Annotated in this window: 13 protein-coding genes; 9 read left to right on the forward strand and 4 right to left on the reverse strand. The window is 68.4% G+C overall.

The window, feature by feature from the left end:
• Positions 1 to 255 precede the first annotated feature (255 nt).
• From secA to D7V88_RS26230, 6 genes are all read left to right on the forward strand, one after another.
• Positions 256 to 3,087 carry a preprotein translocase subunit SecA gene (secA, locus tag D7V88_RS26205; protein WP_120543367.1) on the forward strand — a complete coding sequence of 944 codons (2,832 nt, stop codon included), beginning with the start codon at positions 256 to 258 and terminating at the stop codon, positions 3,085 to 3,087.
• 343 nt (positions 3,088 to 3,430) lie between these two features.
• Positions 3,431 to 4,414 carry a 30S ribosomal protein S2 gene (gene rpsB / locus D7V88_RS26210; protein WP_120543379.1) on the forward strand — a complete coding sequence of 328 codons (984 nt, stop codon included), beginning with the start codon at positions 3,431 to 3,433 and terminating at the stop codon, positions 4,412 to 4,414.
• A 173-nt stretch (positions 4,415 to 4,587) separates the two neighbouring features.
• Positions 4,588 to 5,241: a translation elongation factor Ts gene (gene tsf, locus D7V88_RS26215; protein WP_120543368.1), complete on the forward strand. Its 654-nt coding sequence runs from the start codon at positions 4,588 to 4,590 to the stop codon at positions 5,239 to 5,241.
• Positions 5,242 to 5,436: 195 nt separating this feature from the next.
• Positions 5,437 to 6,183, forward strand: a complete 747-nt coding sequence (pyrH, locus tag D7V88_RS26220; protein WP_120543369.1) for a UMP kinase — start codon at positions 5,437 to 5,439, stop codon at positions 6,181 to 6,183.
• 42 nt (positions 6,184 to 6,225) lie between these two features.
• Positions 6,226 to 6,780, forward strand: coding sequence for a ribosome recycling factor (frr, locus tag D7V88_RS26225; RefSeq protein ID WP_120543370.1), 555 nt, complete (start codon positions 6,226 to 6,228; stop codon positions 6,778 to 6,780).
• Positions 6,780 to 7,772: a diguanylate cyclase gene (locus D7V88_RS26230; protein WP_120543371.1), complete on the forward strand. Its 993-nt coding sequence runs from the start codon at positions 6,780 to 6,782 to the stop codon at positions 7,770 to 7,772. The genes frr and D7V88_RS26230 overlap by 1 nt, the downstream gene beginning before the upstream one ends.
• Here the strand turns inward: D7V88_RS26230 and cyaY are convergent.
• Positions 7,760 to 8,092 (reverse strand): iron donor protein CyaY, encoded by a 333-nt coding sequence (cyaY, locus tag D7V88_RS26235; RefSeq protein ID WP_120543372.1) that lies wholly within the window; start codon positions 8,090 to 8,092, stop codon positions 7,760 to 7,762. The genes D7V88_RS26230 and cyaY overlap by 13 nt on opposite strands.
• Positions 8,093 to 8,108: 16 nt before the next feature.
• A complete protein-coding gene (locus D7V88_RS26240) occupies positions 8,109 to 8,651 on the reverse strand; it encodes a SixA phosphatase family protein (protein WP_120543373.1) in 543 nt (180 codons plus the stop codon).
• A gap of 186 nt (positions 8,652 to 8,837) precedes the next feature.
• Between D7V88_RS26240 and D7V88_RS26245 the strand changes: the two genes are divergently transcribed.
• Positions 8,838 to 9,518: a hypothetical protein gene (locus tag D7V88_RS26245; protein ID WP_120543374.1), complete on the forward strand. Its 681-nt coding sequence runs from the start codon at positions 8,838 to 8,840 to the stop codon at positions 9,516 to 9,518.
• A 1-nt stretch (position 9,519) separates the two neighbouring features.
• On the opposite strand, the gene D7V88_RS26250 is transcribed toward D7V88_RS26245, so the two are convergent.
• On the reverse strand, positions 9,520 to 13,311 hold the full coding sequence (locus D7V88_RS26250; protein ID WP_120543375.1) for an FAD-dependent oxidoreductase: 3,792 nt from the start codon (positions 13,309 to 13,311) through the stop codon (positions 9,520 to 9,522).
• 185 nt (positions 13,312 to 13,496) lie between these two features.
• Between D7V88_RS26250 and D7V88_RS26255 the strand changes: the two genes are divergently transcribed.
• Positions 13,497 to 14,435 carry a class I SAM-dependent methyltransferase gene (locus tag D7V88_RS26255; protein ID WP_244238404.1) on the forward strand — a complete coding sequence of 313 codons (939 nt, stop codon included), beginning with the start codon at positions 13,497 to 13,499 and terminating at the stop codon, positions 14,433 to 14,435.
• A 14-nt stretch (positions 14,436 to 14,449) separates the two neighbouring features.
• Positions 14,450 to 16,354 (forward strand): hypothetical protein, encoded by a 1,905-nt coding sequence (locus tag D7V88_RS26260; protein WP_244238405.1) that lies wholly within the window; start codon positions 14,450 to 14,452, stop codon positions 16,352 to 16,354.
• 6 nt (positions 16,355 to 16,360) lie between these two features.
• On the opposite strand, the gene D7V88_RS26265 is transcribed toward D7V88_RS26260, so the two are convergent.
• Complete coding sequence (locus D7V88_RS26265) at positions 16,361 to 17,167, reverse strand: hypothetical protein (RefSeq protein WP_120543378.1); 807 nt, start codon at positions 17,165 to 17,167, stop codon at positions 16,361 to 16,363.
• Between the last annotated feature and the right edge of the window lie 155 nt (positions 17,168 to 17,322).

Below are 17,322 nucleotides of genomic sequence, written 5' to 3' on the forward strand. Positions count from 1 at the left end.
AGAGGTGTATAAGAGACAGGGGGCCCGGGGAGGAGCGGCCGTGAGAAGTCTTCGCGGCGCGGGGACGTTGAATCTGCTTAGGGGACATTGCGTGGACTCGGTTCCGCTTTACTCTGGGCCACCGCGCGCCGGGCGGCCAGCCGAGAGGAAGTTTCGGGGGGCGCGCGTGGTTTTGGTCTGGTTCTCCCTTACATCTCCTGGGAATTCCCTTCACTCGCCGCCTTCCTTCGAGGATTCTCCGGCGAGAGAGCCAACATGATTGAATGGACGCTAAAGAAGCTCATCGGGACGAAGAATGAGCGCGAGCTCAAGAAGGCCCGACTGAAGATTGCTCGCATCAACGAGCTGGAACCCCGCATGAAGGCCCTCAAGGACGAGGACTTCGCGCGCGAGACCGCCCGGATGAAGCAGGAGATCCAGAACGGCCGTCCCCTGGACGAGCTGCTCTTCGAGGCCTTCGCGCTCACCCGCGAGGCGTCGAGCCGGGTCATCGGCCAGCGCCACTATGACGTCCAGTTGGTGGGCGGCATCTTCCTGCACGAGGGCTGCATCGCGGAGATGCGCACCGGTGAAGGCAAGACGCTCACCGCGACGCTGCCCTCCTACCTCAACGCGCTGTCCGGCCGGGGCGTCCACGTCGTCACCGTGAACGACTACCTGGCCCGCCGCGACGCCGAGTGGATGGGCCGCGTCTACAAGTTCCTGGGCATGACGACGGGCTGCGTGCTCCACGAGCTGTCCGACAAGCAGCGCCAGGAGTCGTACCGCTCGGACATCACCTACGGGCAGAACAACGAGTTCGGCTTCGACTACCTGCGCGACAACATGAAGTTCCGTCTGCAGGACTACGTCCAGCGGGAACTCAACTACGCCATCGTCGACGAAGTGGACTCCATCCTCATCGACGAGGCCCGCACACCGCTCATCATCTCCGGGCCCACCGAGGACAGCACCGACAAGTACTACCGGGTGGATCAGGTCATCCCGGGCCTTGTCCCGGACCAGGACTACACCCTGGATGAGAAGCACCGCGCGGTGGCCCTCACCGACGACGGCATCGACAAGCTCCAGAAGCGCCTGAGCGTCGGCAACCTCTACGACCCGGGCGAAATCGAGACCCTCCACCACGTCGAGCAGGCCCTGCGCGCGCACACGCTCTACAAGCGCGACAAGGACTACGTGGTGAAGGACGGCGAGGTGCAGATCGTCGACGAGTTCACCGGCCGCCTCATGCCGGGCCGTCGCTGGTCGGACGGTCTCCACCAGGCCATCGAGGCCAAGGAGGGCGTGAAGATTGAAAACGAGAACCAGACGCTCGCCACGGTCTCGTTCCAGAACTACTTCCGCATGTACTCCAAGCTGTCCGGCATGACGGGCACCGCGGACACGGAAGCCGAAGAGTTCGCGAAGATCTACAACCTGGACGTGCGCGTCATCCCGACCAACCGGCCGGCGGTGCGGCTCGACCAGCAGGACGTGGTCTACAAGACGGAGCGCGAGAAGTTCGAAGCCGTCGCCGCGCAGATTGAAGAGCTGCACAAGGCCGGACAGCCGGTGCTCGTGGGCACGGTGTCCATCGCCAAGAGCGAAGTGGTCGCCAACTTCCTCAAGAAGCGTGGCGTGCCCCACAACGTCCTCAACGCCAAGGCCCACCAGCGCGAAGCCGACATCGTCGCGCAGGCCGGTCGCAAGGGCGCCGTCACCATCTCCACCAACATGGCCGGCCGAGGCACGGACATCCTCCTGGGCGGCAACGCCGAGGTGATGACCAAGAGCGCCATGGGCGCTCCGCCGGAAGTCCCCGAGTCGTCGGACGGCCAGCCGGTGGACCTGACGGCCTACCAGGCCGCCCAGGCGGACTGGGAAGCGCGCTTCGCCGAGACCAAGGCGAAGAACGAGGAGCTGACGAAGCAGGAGCGCGCGGACGTCATGGCCGCGGGCGGCCTCTTCATCATCGGCACCGAGCGCCACGAGTCCCGCCGCGTCGACAACCAGTTGCGAGGCCGCGCCGGCCGCCAGGGTGACCCGGGCGCCAGCCGCTTCTTCCTGTCGCTCGAAGACGACCTGATGCGCATCTTCGGGTCCGAGCGCATCCAGACGCTGATGGAGCGCCTGGGCATGGAAGAGGGCGAGGTCATCGAGCACATCTGGCTGTCGCGGGCCATCGAGGGCGCGCAGAAGCGGGTCGAAGGCCACAACTTCGACCAGCGCAAGAACCTGCTCGAGTACGACGACGTGATGAACCAGCAGCGGCGCACCATCTACAAGCTGCGCCGTCAGGTGCTCGCTTCCGGTGCCGGCATCCCGCTGGTGGAGTACGAGGAGGACCTGAAGACCCGCGTCAAGACGCGCTCCGAGCGCGTCATCACCTGGGCGGACTTCCGGGAGATGGTGCTGGACGCGGTGGAGGACGTCGTCGTGTCCCTGACGGACACCTACGCCCCCACGCGCAGCTCCGACACCTGGGACATCGCCTCGCTGTCCGCGGCGGTGAAGGAGTCCTTCAACCTGGAGATGAACTTCGAAGGCACGGGCAGCCGCGACGAGCTCCAGGAGCAGATCTACGCGGCGGCGGAGAAGGTCTTCACCGCCCGCGAGCAGGAGTTCAGCGAAGACTTCATGCGCTTCCTGCAGTACCGGTACCTGGCCACCATCGACCAGCTCTGGAAGGACCACCTGCTGGCCATGGACCACCTGCGCCAGGGCATCGGCCTGCGCGGCTACGGCCAGAAGGACCCGAAGCAGGAGTACAAGAAGGAGGGCTACCAGGGCTTCATCCAGATGCTCTCCGCCATCAAGACGCAGTTCGTCAGCCAGATGATGCGCGTCCAGGCCCGCTCCGCCTCCAGCGCGGCGGAGGAGACCGCCCGCATCCAGCGGCAGCTCGCCCAGCAGCAGCAGAAGGCCGTGGAAGGCCGCGCGGACGCGGAAGGGAAGATCGAGGAGGCCACCGCCACGCCCGTCGCCCAGCGCGCGGCCGCCGCGGCCTCCTCCGATGCCCCCCGCGTGGGCCGCAACGACCCCTGCCCCTGCGGCAGCGGCCGCAAGTACAAGAAGTGCCACGGCGCCAACGAGGCCAACGCCTAGTTCCCGCCTGAAGCCCTGACGTGCCCTCCGGCGCGGTCGCCCTCCCTGGCAAGGGGAGCGGGGGCCGCGCCGGTCGCCTTCCTGGCTGGCCGCAAGGGAGGGGCGCGGGCCTGGACGGGGAGAACCCGGAAGGGCGGAGCGCAGAAGCTTGCGCCCCTCTCGAGCGTTCTGCTAAGGACGCCGCGCCCCGTTATGTAGGGGCTGGGCCGTACGCCCGAAGGCAGTCGCAGCACCCACTACTCACACGCGCGTGCCGGTCTCCGGTGCCCCTCCAGGTGGAAGGGCCAGGGCCGGGAAGTCCAGAACGCGCGTGGCGGAACACAACCGGAAGGTACAAAGCACCATGGAAACCCAGCAGGATACGCAGACGCAGGCCCAGGCGATGGCCGCCGCGAGCGGCATCACGATGCGCCAGCTGCTCGAGGCCGGCGTCCACTTCGGCCACCAGACCAAGCGCTGGAACCCGAAGATGAAGCCCTACATCTTCGGTGCCCGTAACGGCATCTACATCATCGACCTGCAGAAGACCGTGACGATGGCCCGGTCGGCCTTCCGCTTCGTCGCGGACATCACGGCCCGTGGCGGGTCGGTGCTCTTCGTCGGCACCAAGAAGCAGGCGCAGGACGTCATCCGCGAGGAGGCCGCGCGCGCCGGTCAGTTCTTCGTCACCAGCCGCTGGCTGGGTGGCACGCTGACGAACTTCAAGACCATCAAGCAGGGCATCGACCGCCTCAAGACGCTGGAGAAGATGGCCGAGGACGGCACCTTCGAGCGCCTGCCCAAGAAGGAAGTCGCCCAGCTCGACCGCGAGCGCGAGAAGCTGGAGAAGAACCTGGGCGGCGTGAAGGACATGGCGAAGCTGCCCCGCTGCGTCTTCATCATCGACCCGAAGAAGGAGCACATCGCCATCCACGAGGCCACCCGCCTGGGCATCCCGGTGATTGGTCTGGTGGACACGAACTGCGATCCGGACGGCATCGACTTCGTCATCCCGGGCAACGACGACGCCATCCGCTCCATCAAGCTCTTCACGTCGAAGATCGCGGACGCGTGCCTCGAGGGTGCGGCGCGCTACCGTGCGTCCGGCGCCGCCGAGCGCGACGAGCAGGAGGAGCGTGAGGGCCGTGACGACCGCCGCGACCGCGATGATCGCCGGGGTCCCCGCCGCAACGACCGCCGCGACCGCGATGACCGCCGGGGTGGTGGTGGTGACCGTGGCGGCGAGCGCCGTGGCCCCCTCGTGGAGATGAAGGGCGCTGCCGCCCCCGTCGCCGCCGAGCAGCCCGCGGCCGCCGCCGAGGGTGGCGAGACGCCGTCGGCCGAGTAGTCGCCGCGTCCCCGCTTCCCACGCAGCTTCCGGAGTCGGCCGGGCGGCACCTTCCAAGGCCCGCTGTCCGGCCGTCTCCGTTTTTTCGTTCCAGCGGTACCCCCCCTGAACTCATGGCTTCCGCCCACGGCGCACGCCGCCGTGCTCGGAGCAGAAGATAGAGAGAGACGCACATGGCTGAGATCAGCGCCCAGATGGTGAAGGACCTCCGCGAGCGGACCGGCGCGGGCTTGATGGACTGCAAGAAGGCCCTGTCGGAGACGGCGGGCGACTTCGTGAAGGCCGAGGAGTGGCTGCGCAAGAAGGGCATCTCGCGCGCCGCCGGCAAGGAAGGCCGCGTCGCCGCCGAAGGCATCGTCACCAGCTACATCCACGGCGGCCGCATCGGCGTCATCGTGGAGGTCAACTGCGAGACCGACTTCGTCGCGCGCAACACTGACTTCCAGGAACTGGCGAAGGACGTGGCCATGCAGATCGCCGCGGCCAGCCCCAAGTTCGTGCGCCGCGAGGAAGTGCCGCAGGACGCCATGGACAAGGAGAAGGAGATCCAGCGCGAACTGCTCAAGCAGCAGGGCAAGCCCGAGGCGATGCTGGAGAAGATCCTCGTGGGCAAGATGGAGAAGTACTACGAGGGCGTGTGCCTCGTGGACCAGATCTGGGTGAAGGACGACAAGAAGAAGGTCGGTGAGATGATCACCGAGCGCGCCGCGAAGATTGGCGAGAAGGTCTCCGTGCGCCGCTTCGTCCGCTACGAAGTGGGCGAGGGCATCGAGAAGAAGAAGGACGACCTCGCCGCCGAGGTCGCCAAGACGCTGGGCCAGGCCTAAGCGCCCTTCGCCGTCCTGCAGCACCCGGGGCCGCGTGCTCGGGGTTTCCCCTCACAGGGAAGCTCCGGGGGCGCGGCCTTCGGTATTCCTGGACCCCACTCCGGGGCGTCCGGACGCCCGGCACCGGACGGTGCGGTCGCCGACACGACTTCCGTCGTTGATCGGGCGAGGGGCGGGGGATAGAAGCGGTCGCGTATGTCCGAATCCACCTCTCCCTACAAGCGCATCCTCCTCAAACTTTCGGGCGAAGCCCTGATGGGCGAGGGGAAGTACGGCATCCACCCTCCCACCCTCACGCGCATCGCTGAAGAAATCGCCGAGCTGTCCCGGGCGGGAATCGAGCTGGCCGTCGTCATTGGCGGAGGCAACATCTTCCGCGGCGTGGCCGGTGCGACAGAAGGCATGGACCGCGCGAGCGCCGACTACATGGGCATGCTCGCCACCTGCATCAACTCCATGGCGATGCAGGACGCGCTGGAGAAGCAGGGTTTGAAGACGCGCGTGCAGTCCGCCATCAAGATGGAGCAGATCGCCGAGCCCTACATCCGCCGGCGCGCGGTGCGCCACCTGGAGAAGGGCCGCGTCGTCATCTTCGCCGCGGGCACGGGCAACCCGTACTTCACCACCGACACGGCCGCGTCGCTGCGCGCGATGGAAATCAACGCGCAGGTCATCCTCAAGGCCACCAAGGTGGACGGCGTCTACAACGCCGACCCGAAGAAGGACCCCACGGCGCGGCGCTACCGCACGCTCACGTACATGGACGTGCTCAAGCAGAACCTCAACGTGATGGACTCCACGGCCATCTCGCTGTGCATGGACAACAAGCTGCCCATCATCGTGTTCGACCTGGGCACGCGCGGGAACATCCACCGCGCCGTCATGGGCCAGCAGGGTGAGTTTGGCACCGTCGTCGGGGCCACCGAGACGGCCTGGGCCTGAAACCCCGAGCAGGGCTGACACAAGCTTCTGGAGGAGACTGCAATGGCTGACACCGTCGCGGAACTGAAGCCTCGTATCGACAAGACGCTGGAAGACCTCAAGCGGGAGCTCACCAAGGTGCGCACCGGCCGCGCGAGCACCGCCATCCTCGACAACATCCGGGTGGACCAGTACGGCACGCTGACGCCGCTGGCGGGCGTGGCCAGCATCAACGCGCCCGAGCCCCGGCTCATCACCATCAAGCCCTGGGACAAGAGCGTCCTGAAGGACATTGAGAAGGCCCTGCGTCAGTCGGACCTGGGCATCAACCCGATGAACGACGGCGAGATGATCCGTCTGCCCTTCCCGCCGCTCACCGAGGAGCGCCGCAAGGAGATCGTCAAGCAGGTGAAGACCAAGGCGGAGGACCACAAGGTGGCCATCCGCAACCACCGGCGCGACATCCTGGAGGCCCTCAAGGGCCAGCAGAAGGACAAGAAGATCACCGAGGACGACCTCAAGCGCTTCACCAAGGACGTGGAGGACAAGACGGCCGCGGGCATCAAGGAGGTCGACAAGATCTACGCGGCCAAGGAAGCAGAGGTCATGAAGGTCTGATGGCCACCATCCTCCTGGCCGAACCGTCCGCTCCCGTCGCCAGCGCCCTGCGCCGGTTCCTGGAGGGCGTCGGCCACGAGGTGGCCTGGGTGGGCAGCGCCGCGGAAGCACGCCGCCTGTTGGAAGACCGTCCGCCGGGAGTGCTCGTGGCGTCCGCGAGCCTTCCCGTGGACGGGGAAGCCCTCTGCCAGGAGCTGCGTCAGAAGGGCTCCCGGCTGCCTGTTCTGCTGGTGTACCCGCCGGACGAGGAGCACGCGGACACCCGCGCCGCCGAAGCCGGGGCGGAAGGGTGCCTGGTGGGGCCCCTCAAGCGCGGCACCGTCGTCACGTGCGTGAGCCTGGTGCTGCGTCTGGCGGAGGCAGGGACGCGTCCCGGGGCCATGGAGGCCGCTGCCGCCGCCCCGGTCGTTGCCATCCCGGCCCGTCCCGGAAACCTTCCGGAGCGGCGGGCCTCCCGCACGGACCTGTTCGCGGTGAGCTCCTCCCCGGACTTCGACTTCCTCAAGCGCCTCCTGCTGATGGAGGTGAAGCGCAGCCGGCGCTACCGCTACTCCATCTCCCTGCTGCTGGTGGAGGTGGACCGCTTCACCGAACACACCCTGAGCCTTGCCCCGCAGGCGCGCACCGCGCTGCTCGCGGAGGCGCTGGGGCTCCTGACGGCGGGGGTGCGCGACATCGACGTGGTGGTGCCCTTCGCGGACAGCCGCTTCGTGGTGTTCCTGCCCCATACGCCGCGCTCTGGAGCCCGGGTGGTGGCGGAGCGGCTGCTTGAGCGGATGCACGCCCTGAAGGCCTTGCCGGGCGCCACGGCGTCCGTGGGCGTGGCGGTGTCCGAACCCCCGGCGGGGGGCACCAAGGCGCTCACGCAGGGCGCGGGCCTCAGCTTCGGAGGGCTCTTGAAGGAAGCAGGGGACGCGCTGCGCCGGGCCCAGGCGGGCGGGGGCGACAGCGTGGTGGTGGCCCAGGCGGGCCCCGGCACTCAGGAGGGGTAGACGAGGTCCTGGCCGGTGAGGTGCTTCACGACGCCCGCGACGAAGGCGAACAGCTCCAGCCCCTTGCCCTTGTCGTCCTTCCAGGTGCGCGAGGCTTCGTCGTAGTCGAAGTGGATGCCCTGGCCCTGGCCGGCCACCCAGAGCTGCCGGACGGCGCGCTGGGTGTTGATGATGCACTTCTCACGGGAGGCGGCCGTCAGCGTCACCATGTCGCCGGTGACGTCGGCTTCCAGCACGTCCGGATCGAAGGCATCCGCCGCCGCCAGGATGCGCTTGAACGCGGCGGCGACGAGCGGGTTGTAGCGGACTTCGTCCATCATGGCCGCGTTCCCGACGTCACTGGATGACGTCGAGGACCTGCTGACCAGGGGCGGCGTAGAACAGGAACTTCAGGTGCTGGGCGGGGGGATTCTCACCCTTCTCGCCGGGGACCTGGTCCTCGGTGCTGGTGGGCGTCTCCGGCCACTCCATCGCGATGACCGTGCCCGGGTTCACCGGCTTGGGGAACGACTGCATCCCCAAGAGGTGCGCCGCCAACGCGCCCATGGAGGGCTGATGGCCGACGAGGACGAGGTTCTCGTCGTTGTACTCCTTGAGCACGGGCTCCACTGCGCCCACCGGCATGTCCGGCAGCAGGCTGCGGTGCACGCGCAGGAGTCCATCATGCTTCGTCGAGAAGGAGAGGATCTGCGCCGTCTGAACGGTGCGCACCAGCGGGCTGGTGAGGATGAGGTTGATGGGCCCCATCCGCTCCGACAGCGACGCGAAGTGCTGAGCGATGTTCGCGCGGGCCTTCGCGGTCAGCGCGCGCGCCTCGTCGCCGAGACCCTCGGGGCTCTCCGCGTCCGCTTCGCCGTGCCTTACCAGGAAAATCCTCAAAGTCCCTCCACTGAACGCGACAAGCCCGCGGTTCGTACATGACCGTGGCCCGGTAGGTCAAAGGTAATGAGGCGAATGTTCAGTGGCCGGAACAGGCGACGGGGAGTCGGCGTTCGGCAACCGGCGCTCGCGCAGGCCCGTCGGAGCATACACTGCCCCACGCCGGTGGCGATCCCTGGAGGTGGCATGCGCAAGCTGTGGTGGTGGTTGCCCGTGGTCGTCATGCTCTCCGCGTGTCGCAAGGATACGGTCGGCGCGGGCCCGGAGGCTGGCACCGAAGGAGGGGAGACGGTCGCCCGCCTGGAGGGCGAGGCGGCCCCGGGCGCTGAAGGGGACGGTCCCTACACGGTGACGAAGGCCAAGCTGGATGCGTACGTGGGCTACCAGCGCAAGATGCTGGAGGTCTACGGCTCGCTGATGCGGGGCCTGCAGGACATGGGGCCGCTGATGGACGCGGGCACGCCCAAGGCGTTGGAGGCGGCCCGCTCCGGCCTGAAGCTCATCGAGCGCAAGGCCCAGGCGGAAACCGACGCACGCACCGCCGCGGGGCTCACCACCGCCGAGGTCAACCGCATCGCGGAGGTCGTCACGACCGTCATCAGCCAGCGGCAGATGGGCCGCACGCTCCAGTACGAGGAGGAGCTCAAGAAGCTGGAGGCGCTCCAGGCCCGTATGCCCGCCGAGCAGCAGCAGGAGCTGGCGCCGCAGGTGGAGTCCATGCGGCGCGAAGTGGACGCCTTCCAGAAGCTCCCGGAGGCGCGCCGCGAGTTCGGCGACGCCAACGTGGACGTGGTGCTCACCCGCGAAGCCGACCTGACGAAGAACTATCAGGACATGCTCAAGGCCTTCGCGGGCGTGCGGCACTGACTCACACGCGCTTGAGGTGCGGGGCCTTCTTCAAGAGCTGCGCGAGGAAGGTGTCGCCCATCTTCTCCAGCACCGTGTTGCCGCGCAGGCGCTGGTTCAGGTTGACGAAGTCCACGTGGTCCAACCGCTGGTCCTGGTTGTAGCAGGAGAACACCCACGTCTCCTTGCCGGTGAGCGGGTCCACGTGCCGCTGGAGGCACTGGGCGCAGATCTCCTTCATCATGCACTGCATCGGTGAGTTGATGGACCCGATGGCCTCGTGCCCGGGCTTCAGGTACGGCTGGAGGATGCCGTGCCGCGCCTCGGCCACCGCGCGCATCATCCGGTCCGAACCGATGGCGATGATGCGGTCCACCTCACTCAGCGAAATGACCGGCGCCACGCCCAGCTTGCCTTCGGCGTAGGCCACCATCGCCTGCACCACGTTACCCCGGAAGGCCGCGTCCTGGGGACGCCGGACGTCCAGCAGCTCCCCACCGTCCACGGACCAGATGACCTGGTCGGTGCCCAGCTCAATCTCCTCCTGCTTGAACGAGTCCGCCTTCATCCGGTAGCCGGCGAAGTAGACGACGCGGCAGCCCGCAGCCTTGAGCGAGCGCGCGATGGAGAAGAGCACCGCGTTGCCCAGGCCGCCGCCCACCAGCACCACCGTCTCGTTGTGGCCGATTTCGGTGGGCGCGCCCGTGGGGCCCATCAGCACGACGGGCTCGCCGGGCTTGAGCGCGGCGCACAGGCGGGAGGAGGAGCCCATCTCCAGCACGATGGTGCCCATCAGCCCCTTCTCCTTGTCCACCCATGCGCCCGTGAGGGCCAGGCCCTCCATGGTGAGGCGCACGCCGTCCACGACGGGGGCGGTCCGCTCGAAGTTCTGCAGGCGGTAGAACTGGCCGGGCAGGAAGTGGCTCGCCGCGAAGGGCGCGCGCACCACCACCTCCACGATGGTCGGCGTCAGGCGGTTCACCGCGACGACGGTGGCGAGGAAGGCCTCGTCCAGCTTCGCGAAGTGCTCCGTGCGCTTCGCCTCGCGCGCCGCCTGGGCGCCCTCGTGGGTGAAGTCCAGGCCCGCCACTTCCTTGGCGAACAGGCGCGCCACCTGCGGGTGCCCGTCCTTCGCGCTGGCCATGGCCTTCACCACGTTGCCCGCGTAGCTCGGGTGGTTGTCGCCGTAGAAGGACACGAAGCGGCCGTCCTTCTCGTAGGACGTGAAGAAGCCCACCTTCGCCTCCGGATCCTCCGAGGCCGGCACCGACTGGAGCGTGAAGCGGTCCGGCGTGCCGTCCGTGGCCTCCACCAGCTCGTGGCCCTGGAAGTACTCCTTGCGCTTGTCGAGCTGGAAGGTGCCCGGGTACTCCTTCTCGTACGTGACGTTGGGGGACGTGCCCGCGGCCACGCACACCGTCTTCGCCGGCAGCTCGAAGAACTGGCCGCTGCCCTTGAGCTTTCCGTCCACCGTCACCATGCGCTCGAACTTGAGGGCGCGCACCGCGCCGGAGTCATCCTGCAGCGCCTCCACGGGGCTCATCCGTTCGATGAACCGGATGCCCTCCTCCAGCGCCTTGGTCACTTCCTCGTGGTTGAGGCGGTAGGCGGGGGACTCGGTGAGGCCGCGGCGGTAGCAGAGGCTCACGCCGCCCCATGAGCGCACCAGGTGGATGAAGTCCGGCGAGCGGCCTTCGGCCTGGGCCTTCTGGCGTTCGGCGCGCACCGCGCGGCCGTGCTCCAGGAAGGTCTGGTAGGTGGCGCGCTCCTCGGCGTCCAGGCGCGCGACGACGCCTTCCTCGCCCAGGTCGGCCACCAGCTTCTCGTGGCGCTCCAGCGTCTTCTCCACCTGCACCGGGTAGTACGCCATCAGCTCCGTGGCGGTGTCGATGCCGGTGAGGCCGCCGCCGATGACGATGGCCGGCAGTTGCACCTGGAGGTTCGCCAGCGAGTCGCGCTTGAAGGCGCCCGTGAGCTGGAGCGCCATCAGGAAGTCGGAGGCCTTGCGGATGCCCCGGATGAGGTTGTTCTTCATCCCGATGATGGTGGGACGGCCCGCGCCCGCGGCGATGGCCACGTGGTCGAAGCCCAGCGCCCACGCGTCGTCCATGGTCAGCGTGCCGCCGAAGCGGATGCCGCCGTAGATGCGCAGACCCTCGCGGCGCGCGAGCGTCAGATGGATGAGCGTGAGGAAGTTCTTGTCCCAGCGCACGGTGATTCCGTACTCGGACACGCCGCCGAAGCCCTCCAGCACGCGCTCGTCCAGCTCTCGCGTGAGCCCGCGCCAGTCTCGGATGGGCGCCAGCTTGTGGCCGCCACGGCCCACCAGCTCGTCGGGGAAGGGCTCAATCTTGAGGCCGTCCACGCCAGTGACGGCGAAGCCTTCGTTGAGCAGGTAGTGCGACAGCGTGTAGCCGGCGGGGCCCAGGCCCACCACCATCACGTTGCGGCCCACGTAGGGCAGGGCGTACGGACGGCGGATGTTGAGCGGGTTCCAGCGCGTGAGCAGGCCGTAGATTTCAAAGCCCCACGGCAGCTCCAGCACGTCGGTGAGCGTGGCCGTCTCCGCCAGCGGGATGTTCACCGGCTCCTGCTTCTGGAAGATGCACGCCTTCATGCAGTCGTTGCAGATGCGGTGGCCGGTGCCCGGGCACATCGGGTTGTCCAGCGTCACCATGGCCAGCGCCGCCACGGAGTCACCTTCGCGCTTGAGCGCGTGCGCTTCCGAGATGCGCTCGTCCAGCGGGCAGCCGGTGAGCGGGATGCCCAGGGGGTTCTTCTTGAACGAGTGCCCCTCCGCCACGGGGTCCTTCGCGGGGAAGCCCTTGCTGCACGAGTCCTTCTGCCGTTCGTGGCAGATGACGCAGTAGTCCACCTCGTTCATCACGTCGCGTGACGTGCCCCGGCGGTCGGTGAGCTTGAAGCCGTCGCGGTGGCGCAGGTGGTGCTCCAGCCCTTCGGTCTTCTCCTCCAGGCCCGCGTCCGGGCGCTGCAACTGCACCAACTGGTCGAACACCAGGGGCTTGGGCAGCCGCAGCGTGGGCCAGGTGTGGAAGAGCGCCTTCGTCTCCGGGTGCAGGGCTCGGGCATACGTCCACCGGTCCGCCAGGGACAGCAGCGCGCGCACGGACTGGAGCTCCGCCGCGTCGTCGCCCTTCGTCACCAGGCTGGAGCCGAAGGCGTCCGCGCCTTCGGGGACGGCGGTGAGCGCGACGCGCAGGGCGGCCCACTGCTCACGCAGCGCGGGGGCGCGCTCCTGATGCGCGGGGGGGAGGTTTCCGGAGAAGAGCCGCTCGATGTCGAGCAGCGTGAGGATGGACTCCGCGAGGCCCCGCTCCAGGTCGCCGTGCGCGAGCGCGTCCGGGAAGCCCAGTTGCATGAGCAGGCGCATGCGGCCGTCGAGCGCCGGGAACTCCGCGAGCGCCGGACGGTCCTGGGCGCCCTTCTTGAAGACGCGGCGCGTGATGAATTCGCGCTTGAAGTCGAAGAGGGGCAGCTCCCCGCGCAGGTGGCGGGCCAGTCGCTCGGACTCCGTGCCGATGCCGAACAGGGTGGCGACGAAGCGCGACACGTGGCGGGCCACCTGGATGAGCAGGTCGGACTCGGCCGGGCCGGACGGGGTGGTGCCTCCGGACTTGCGGTAGGCGTCGAAGGCCTGGAACAGGTCCGGGGCGTCGCCCTGGAGCTGCGCGTCGAAGCGTTCCGCCAGCCGGCGCAGGCCGCTGGGGCGGTACAGGTCCTCGAAGGAGAAACCCGGCAGGCCCAGGTGGAGGGTGGGAGCAGGGGCGGAGGCGGGTTCGGTCAAGGCGCGCATGTCACGGGACGGGGGAGGTGAACCTGGGACAACGATTCCGGAAGGGGGCCTATTTCGCGGCGTGTCGTCCGGAAAGCAAGGGGGCTTACGGGCAAGGATGGGTCCAGGCGATGGGCGCCAGTGCCCCCGCTTGTCCCCATCCGACGTGTTGAGGCGGCCCTGCCTTGGGATTACGGTGCGCCGCCATGATGGACAACGCAGCTCGCCGCACCGCCGAACCGCACCTGGCCCCTGTGCCGGACGCCTGTTACCTGTGCAAGGGAGGGCGCCTGCGGCTGCGTCACCGGGCGCGCGTCGCCGGAACCCAACCCGAGGGGGCGGCTGCCTACAACTGCACCTCCTTCGGACACCGCAGCCACCCGCCCATCTGGGGCTGCGAGGACTGCGGGATGATGTTCCAGTGGCCCATCCAGTCGCCGGATGCGCTGCTGCAGGCATACCAGGACGTGGAGGACCCGCTCTACGTCGCGGAGAAGGACAACCGCTACCACACGTTCCGCCGCGTGCTGCGCGAGCTGGGACCGGCCCAGGGGCGCACCCTGCTGGATGTGGGCGCCTACTGCGGCTACTTCCTGGACGTGGCGCGGGACGCGGGCTTCCGCCCGGAGGGGCTGGAGCTGTCGCGCTGGGCGGGCAACAACGCGCGCGGCCTGGGCTTCACCGTGCACGGCGTGCCCCTGAAGGAGCTGGCGGCGAAGGGGCTCCAGTACGACGTGGTGACGCTGTGGGACGTGGTGGAGCACTTCGCGGATCCGCGCGAGGAGCTGAAGGCCGCGCTGAAGCTGGTGCGCCCCGGGGGCCGCATCTACCTGTCCACCATCGACGTGGGCAGCCTGCTGGCGCGCGTGATGGGCGGGCAGTGGCCGTGGCTGATGGACATGCACCTCTTCTATTTTGGCCGCCGCACCCTGGCGATGCTGCTGGAGGAGGTGGGCTTCCACGTCACGGATGCCCGGACGTACACGCACATCATCTCCGCGGACTACCTGCTGCGGAAGGTGGGGGCGAGCTTCACGCCCGCGGCGCCGGTGCTGGAGCTGGTGCGGCGGGGCGTGCCGTCCAACTGGTCCATCCCGTTCAACCTGGGTGACAACATGCTGATGGCCGCCGAGCGGCCTCTCTGAGTCCCCCGGCGACCATGTCCCCACCCATGTCCCCCCGGATGCGGTGGGCGCTCCACCCGCTGGCGCTGGGGGTGTCCTTCCTGCTGTCGGCGTTCCACACCTGGCCGCTCGTGTCCCAGATGAAGGGGTACGTGCTGGGCGGCCGGGAAGACGTCTACATGAACATGTGGCACCTCTGGTGGATGCGGCAGTCCGTCTGGGTGCAGCCGCAGAACCCCTTCTACGCGCCCTTGCTGCACTGGCCGCTGGGGGCGGAGCTGTACTGGCACACGCTTTCGCCCGCGAAGACGCTCTGGGGCGTGGTGCTGCTGCCGTGGATACCGGTGGAGACGGCGTACAACGTCGTGATGTTCGGCGCGTTCGTGCTGACGGGCTACACGTCGTGGCTGCTCTTGCGCTACCTGCTGGAGCGCGCGGGCCACGGGCCGTGGCTCGCGGCGGCGGCGGCGCTGGCGGGCGCGTGCGTGTTCAACTTCTCGCGCTACCACCTGGCGCACGCGTCGGCGCACCTGAACCTGTCCGCGCTGGAGGGGCTGCCCCTCTACCTCTACTTCTTCTTCCGGTGGCTGGACGAGGGGAAGCGGCGGTGGCTGGTGGGGCTGGCGGTGTCCGCGTTGTACGTGTTGCTGTGTGACTACTACTACCTCGTCTACATCGCGCTGTTCTCGCTCCTGTGGGTGGTGGCGGAGCGGTGGAAGCGGGGGCCGCTGCTGGCGCTGGACACGTGGAAGGACCCGCTCATGCGCCGCGCGGCGGTGGCGGGGCTGGCCGCGGGGCTCGCGTGCGTGCCGCCCATCGTGCCGCTGCTCCTGCATGCGTTCCCCGCGCCGCTGCAGATCCACCACGGGGACTCTGACTACTTCACGGACCTTTATGCGTTCTTCATCCCGGACACGCGCTCGGCGTGGATGACGTCGCTGCCGGAGACGGCGCGTGCGTTCGCCATGGATGTGGTGCGCACGAAGATGGCCACGAACGCGGAGGAGTCGGGCACCTTCCTGGGCTGGGTGACGCCGCTGCTGGCCGTCTTCGCGCTGTGGCGGGGCGTTCCGGAGGGGCGCCGGTGGCTGGGGCTGGGGCTGGGCTTCGCGGTGTTGTCGATGGGGACGGTGCTCAACGTCGGGTTGGAGGACCGGCTGTCCCCGGTGGTGCTGCTCTTCTTCATCGGGCTCGTCGTGGCGCTGGTGCCGTCGTGGCGGGAGCGCGTGTGGCGGCGGGACGTGGTGCTGTTCCTGGCGCTCGCAGTCTGGCTGTCCTGGTCCGAGCCGCTGACGGCGTTCGGCCAGCCGCTCAAGGTGCAGATTCCGATGCCCTACGTGGTCTTCAAGCACGTGGTGCCGCTGTTCTCACGCGGCGGCATGCCGGTGCGCTTCATCCTGCTCACGTTCCTGTCGCTGTCGGTGCTGGTGGCGTTCGCGGCGGCGCACGCGGGGGCCCTGGCGTCGCGGCGCGATGCGCGGCTGGGCGTGGCGGTGGCGCTCGCGGTGGCCCTGGTTCCCAACGTGGAGTACCGGGGCCTGGCGATGCTCATGCCCGAAGTGCCCCGGCTGCCACCGGTGTTCGAGGAGATCCGTCAGGCGCCCATGCCGGTGGCGGTGCTGACGGACAACGTCCTGGGGCAGTGGGAGCAGATCTTCCACGGCAAGCCGGTGTCGTTCGCGCGGCTGTCGCGGCTGCCGGTGCGCGAGCAGGGCCTGGTGGACTCGCGGTTGATCCGCGCGGCGGAGGGGATGCGCTCCGCGTTCACCCCCGTCACGGCAGAGGAGCGCGCGGAGATGCGGCGCTTCCTGAAGGAGCACCACTTCCGGTGGTACGTGACCCACTACTTCCACCCGGTCCGTCACCGGTTCATCGAGGAGGAGCTGGGTGGAGAGCTGGTGCACCGGGACGGCTACGTCACCGTCTACCGGTTCCCCTGAGGGCGCTCAGTCGCATTCGGCGAACTGCTCGTTCTGGCGCTTCGGTTCGCTGGCGGAGACGGAGCCTCCGTTCACCTTCACGGTGACGACCTCGTCCGCGGACATCAGGGCTCCGCACTCGCCGCCTGCCGCCGCGCCACAGGTGCGGGTGAAGAGGAAGGTACCGTCCTTGGAAGCCTCCAGTTTCGGGGTGTCGCAGGTGTAGGCCAGGGGGCCGTCGCCCGTGTTCCGGTCGGCATTCTCCTCGCCCACGGCGTCCGCCGAGCCGAGCACCTCTCCGTCCGTGCCGAAGAGGACGAAGTGGTACCGGGTCCGCGAGCTGCGGTCCCACTGCCCTTCGTGCTCTTCGACTGCCTCGCTCTCCTCGCGGGTGAACGCGCGCAGGGTTTCGCCGGAAGGGAGCTTGAAGGATTCCTCCCGGGCCTCCAGGGCGGAGCCTTCTTTCTGGGGGCAGGAGCGCTTCTTCGCGGGGACCTTCACCTCGCGGGAGTAGGTCTCCGGGGAGAGCAGCTTGATGTGTTCGACGATGGAGGGAGCCTTGTCGGGGGCGCAGACGCCCATGAGCCACACCCAGAAGCCGGGCTTGAGACCGGGCACGGTCTTGCTCTGGACGAGCTTGGGGTATCCGTCCTCGAGCTTCAGGCCCGTCTTTTCGAGCACGTCGCCGAGGTCACCCCAGTAGTTCTTCTGGGCCTCGGCGTCGGCCTGGGTCTTGGCGCCCTTCCAGATGATCGCGACGGCATTGCCGGCGGCCCCGGCCCGCGAGGACCCGAGCAGGGTCAGCAGGCCCAGGGCGATGATGCATGAACGCATGTGGATTCCCCCTCCGACTGTGATGGATACGCCGTCCGCGAGGCTAATTCTTCTTCGGGCCGCCGCGCTTCGCCCGGGAGCGGCGCGCGGGGGGACGCTTCGCGGGCTGTCTCTTATACACACTCCGAGCCCACGAGACCGGAGCCTATCTCGTA

Origin of the sequence: Corallococcus terminator, from assembly GCF_003611635.1 — a bacterium.
GTDB classification, from domain to species: Bacteria; Myxococcota; Myxococcia; order Myxococcales; family Myxococcaceae; genus Corallococcus; species Corallococcus terminator.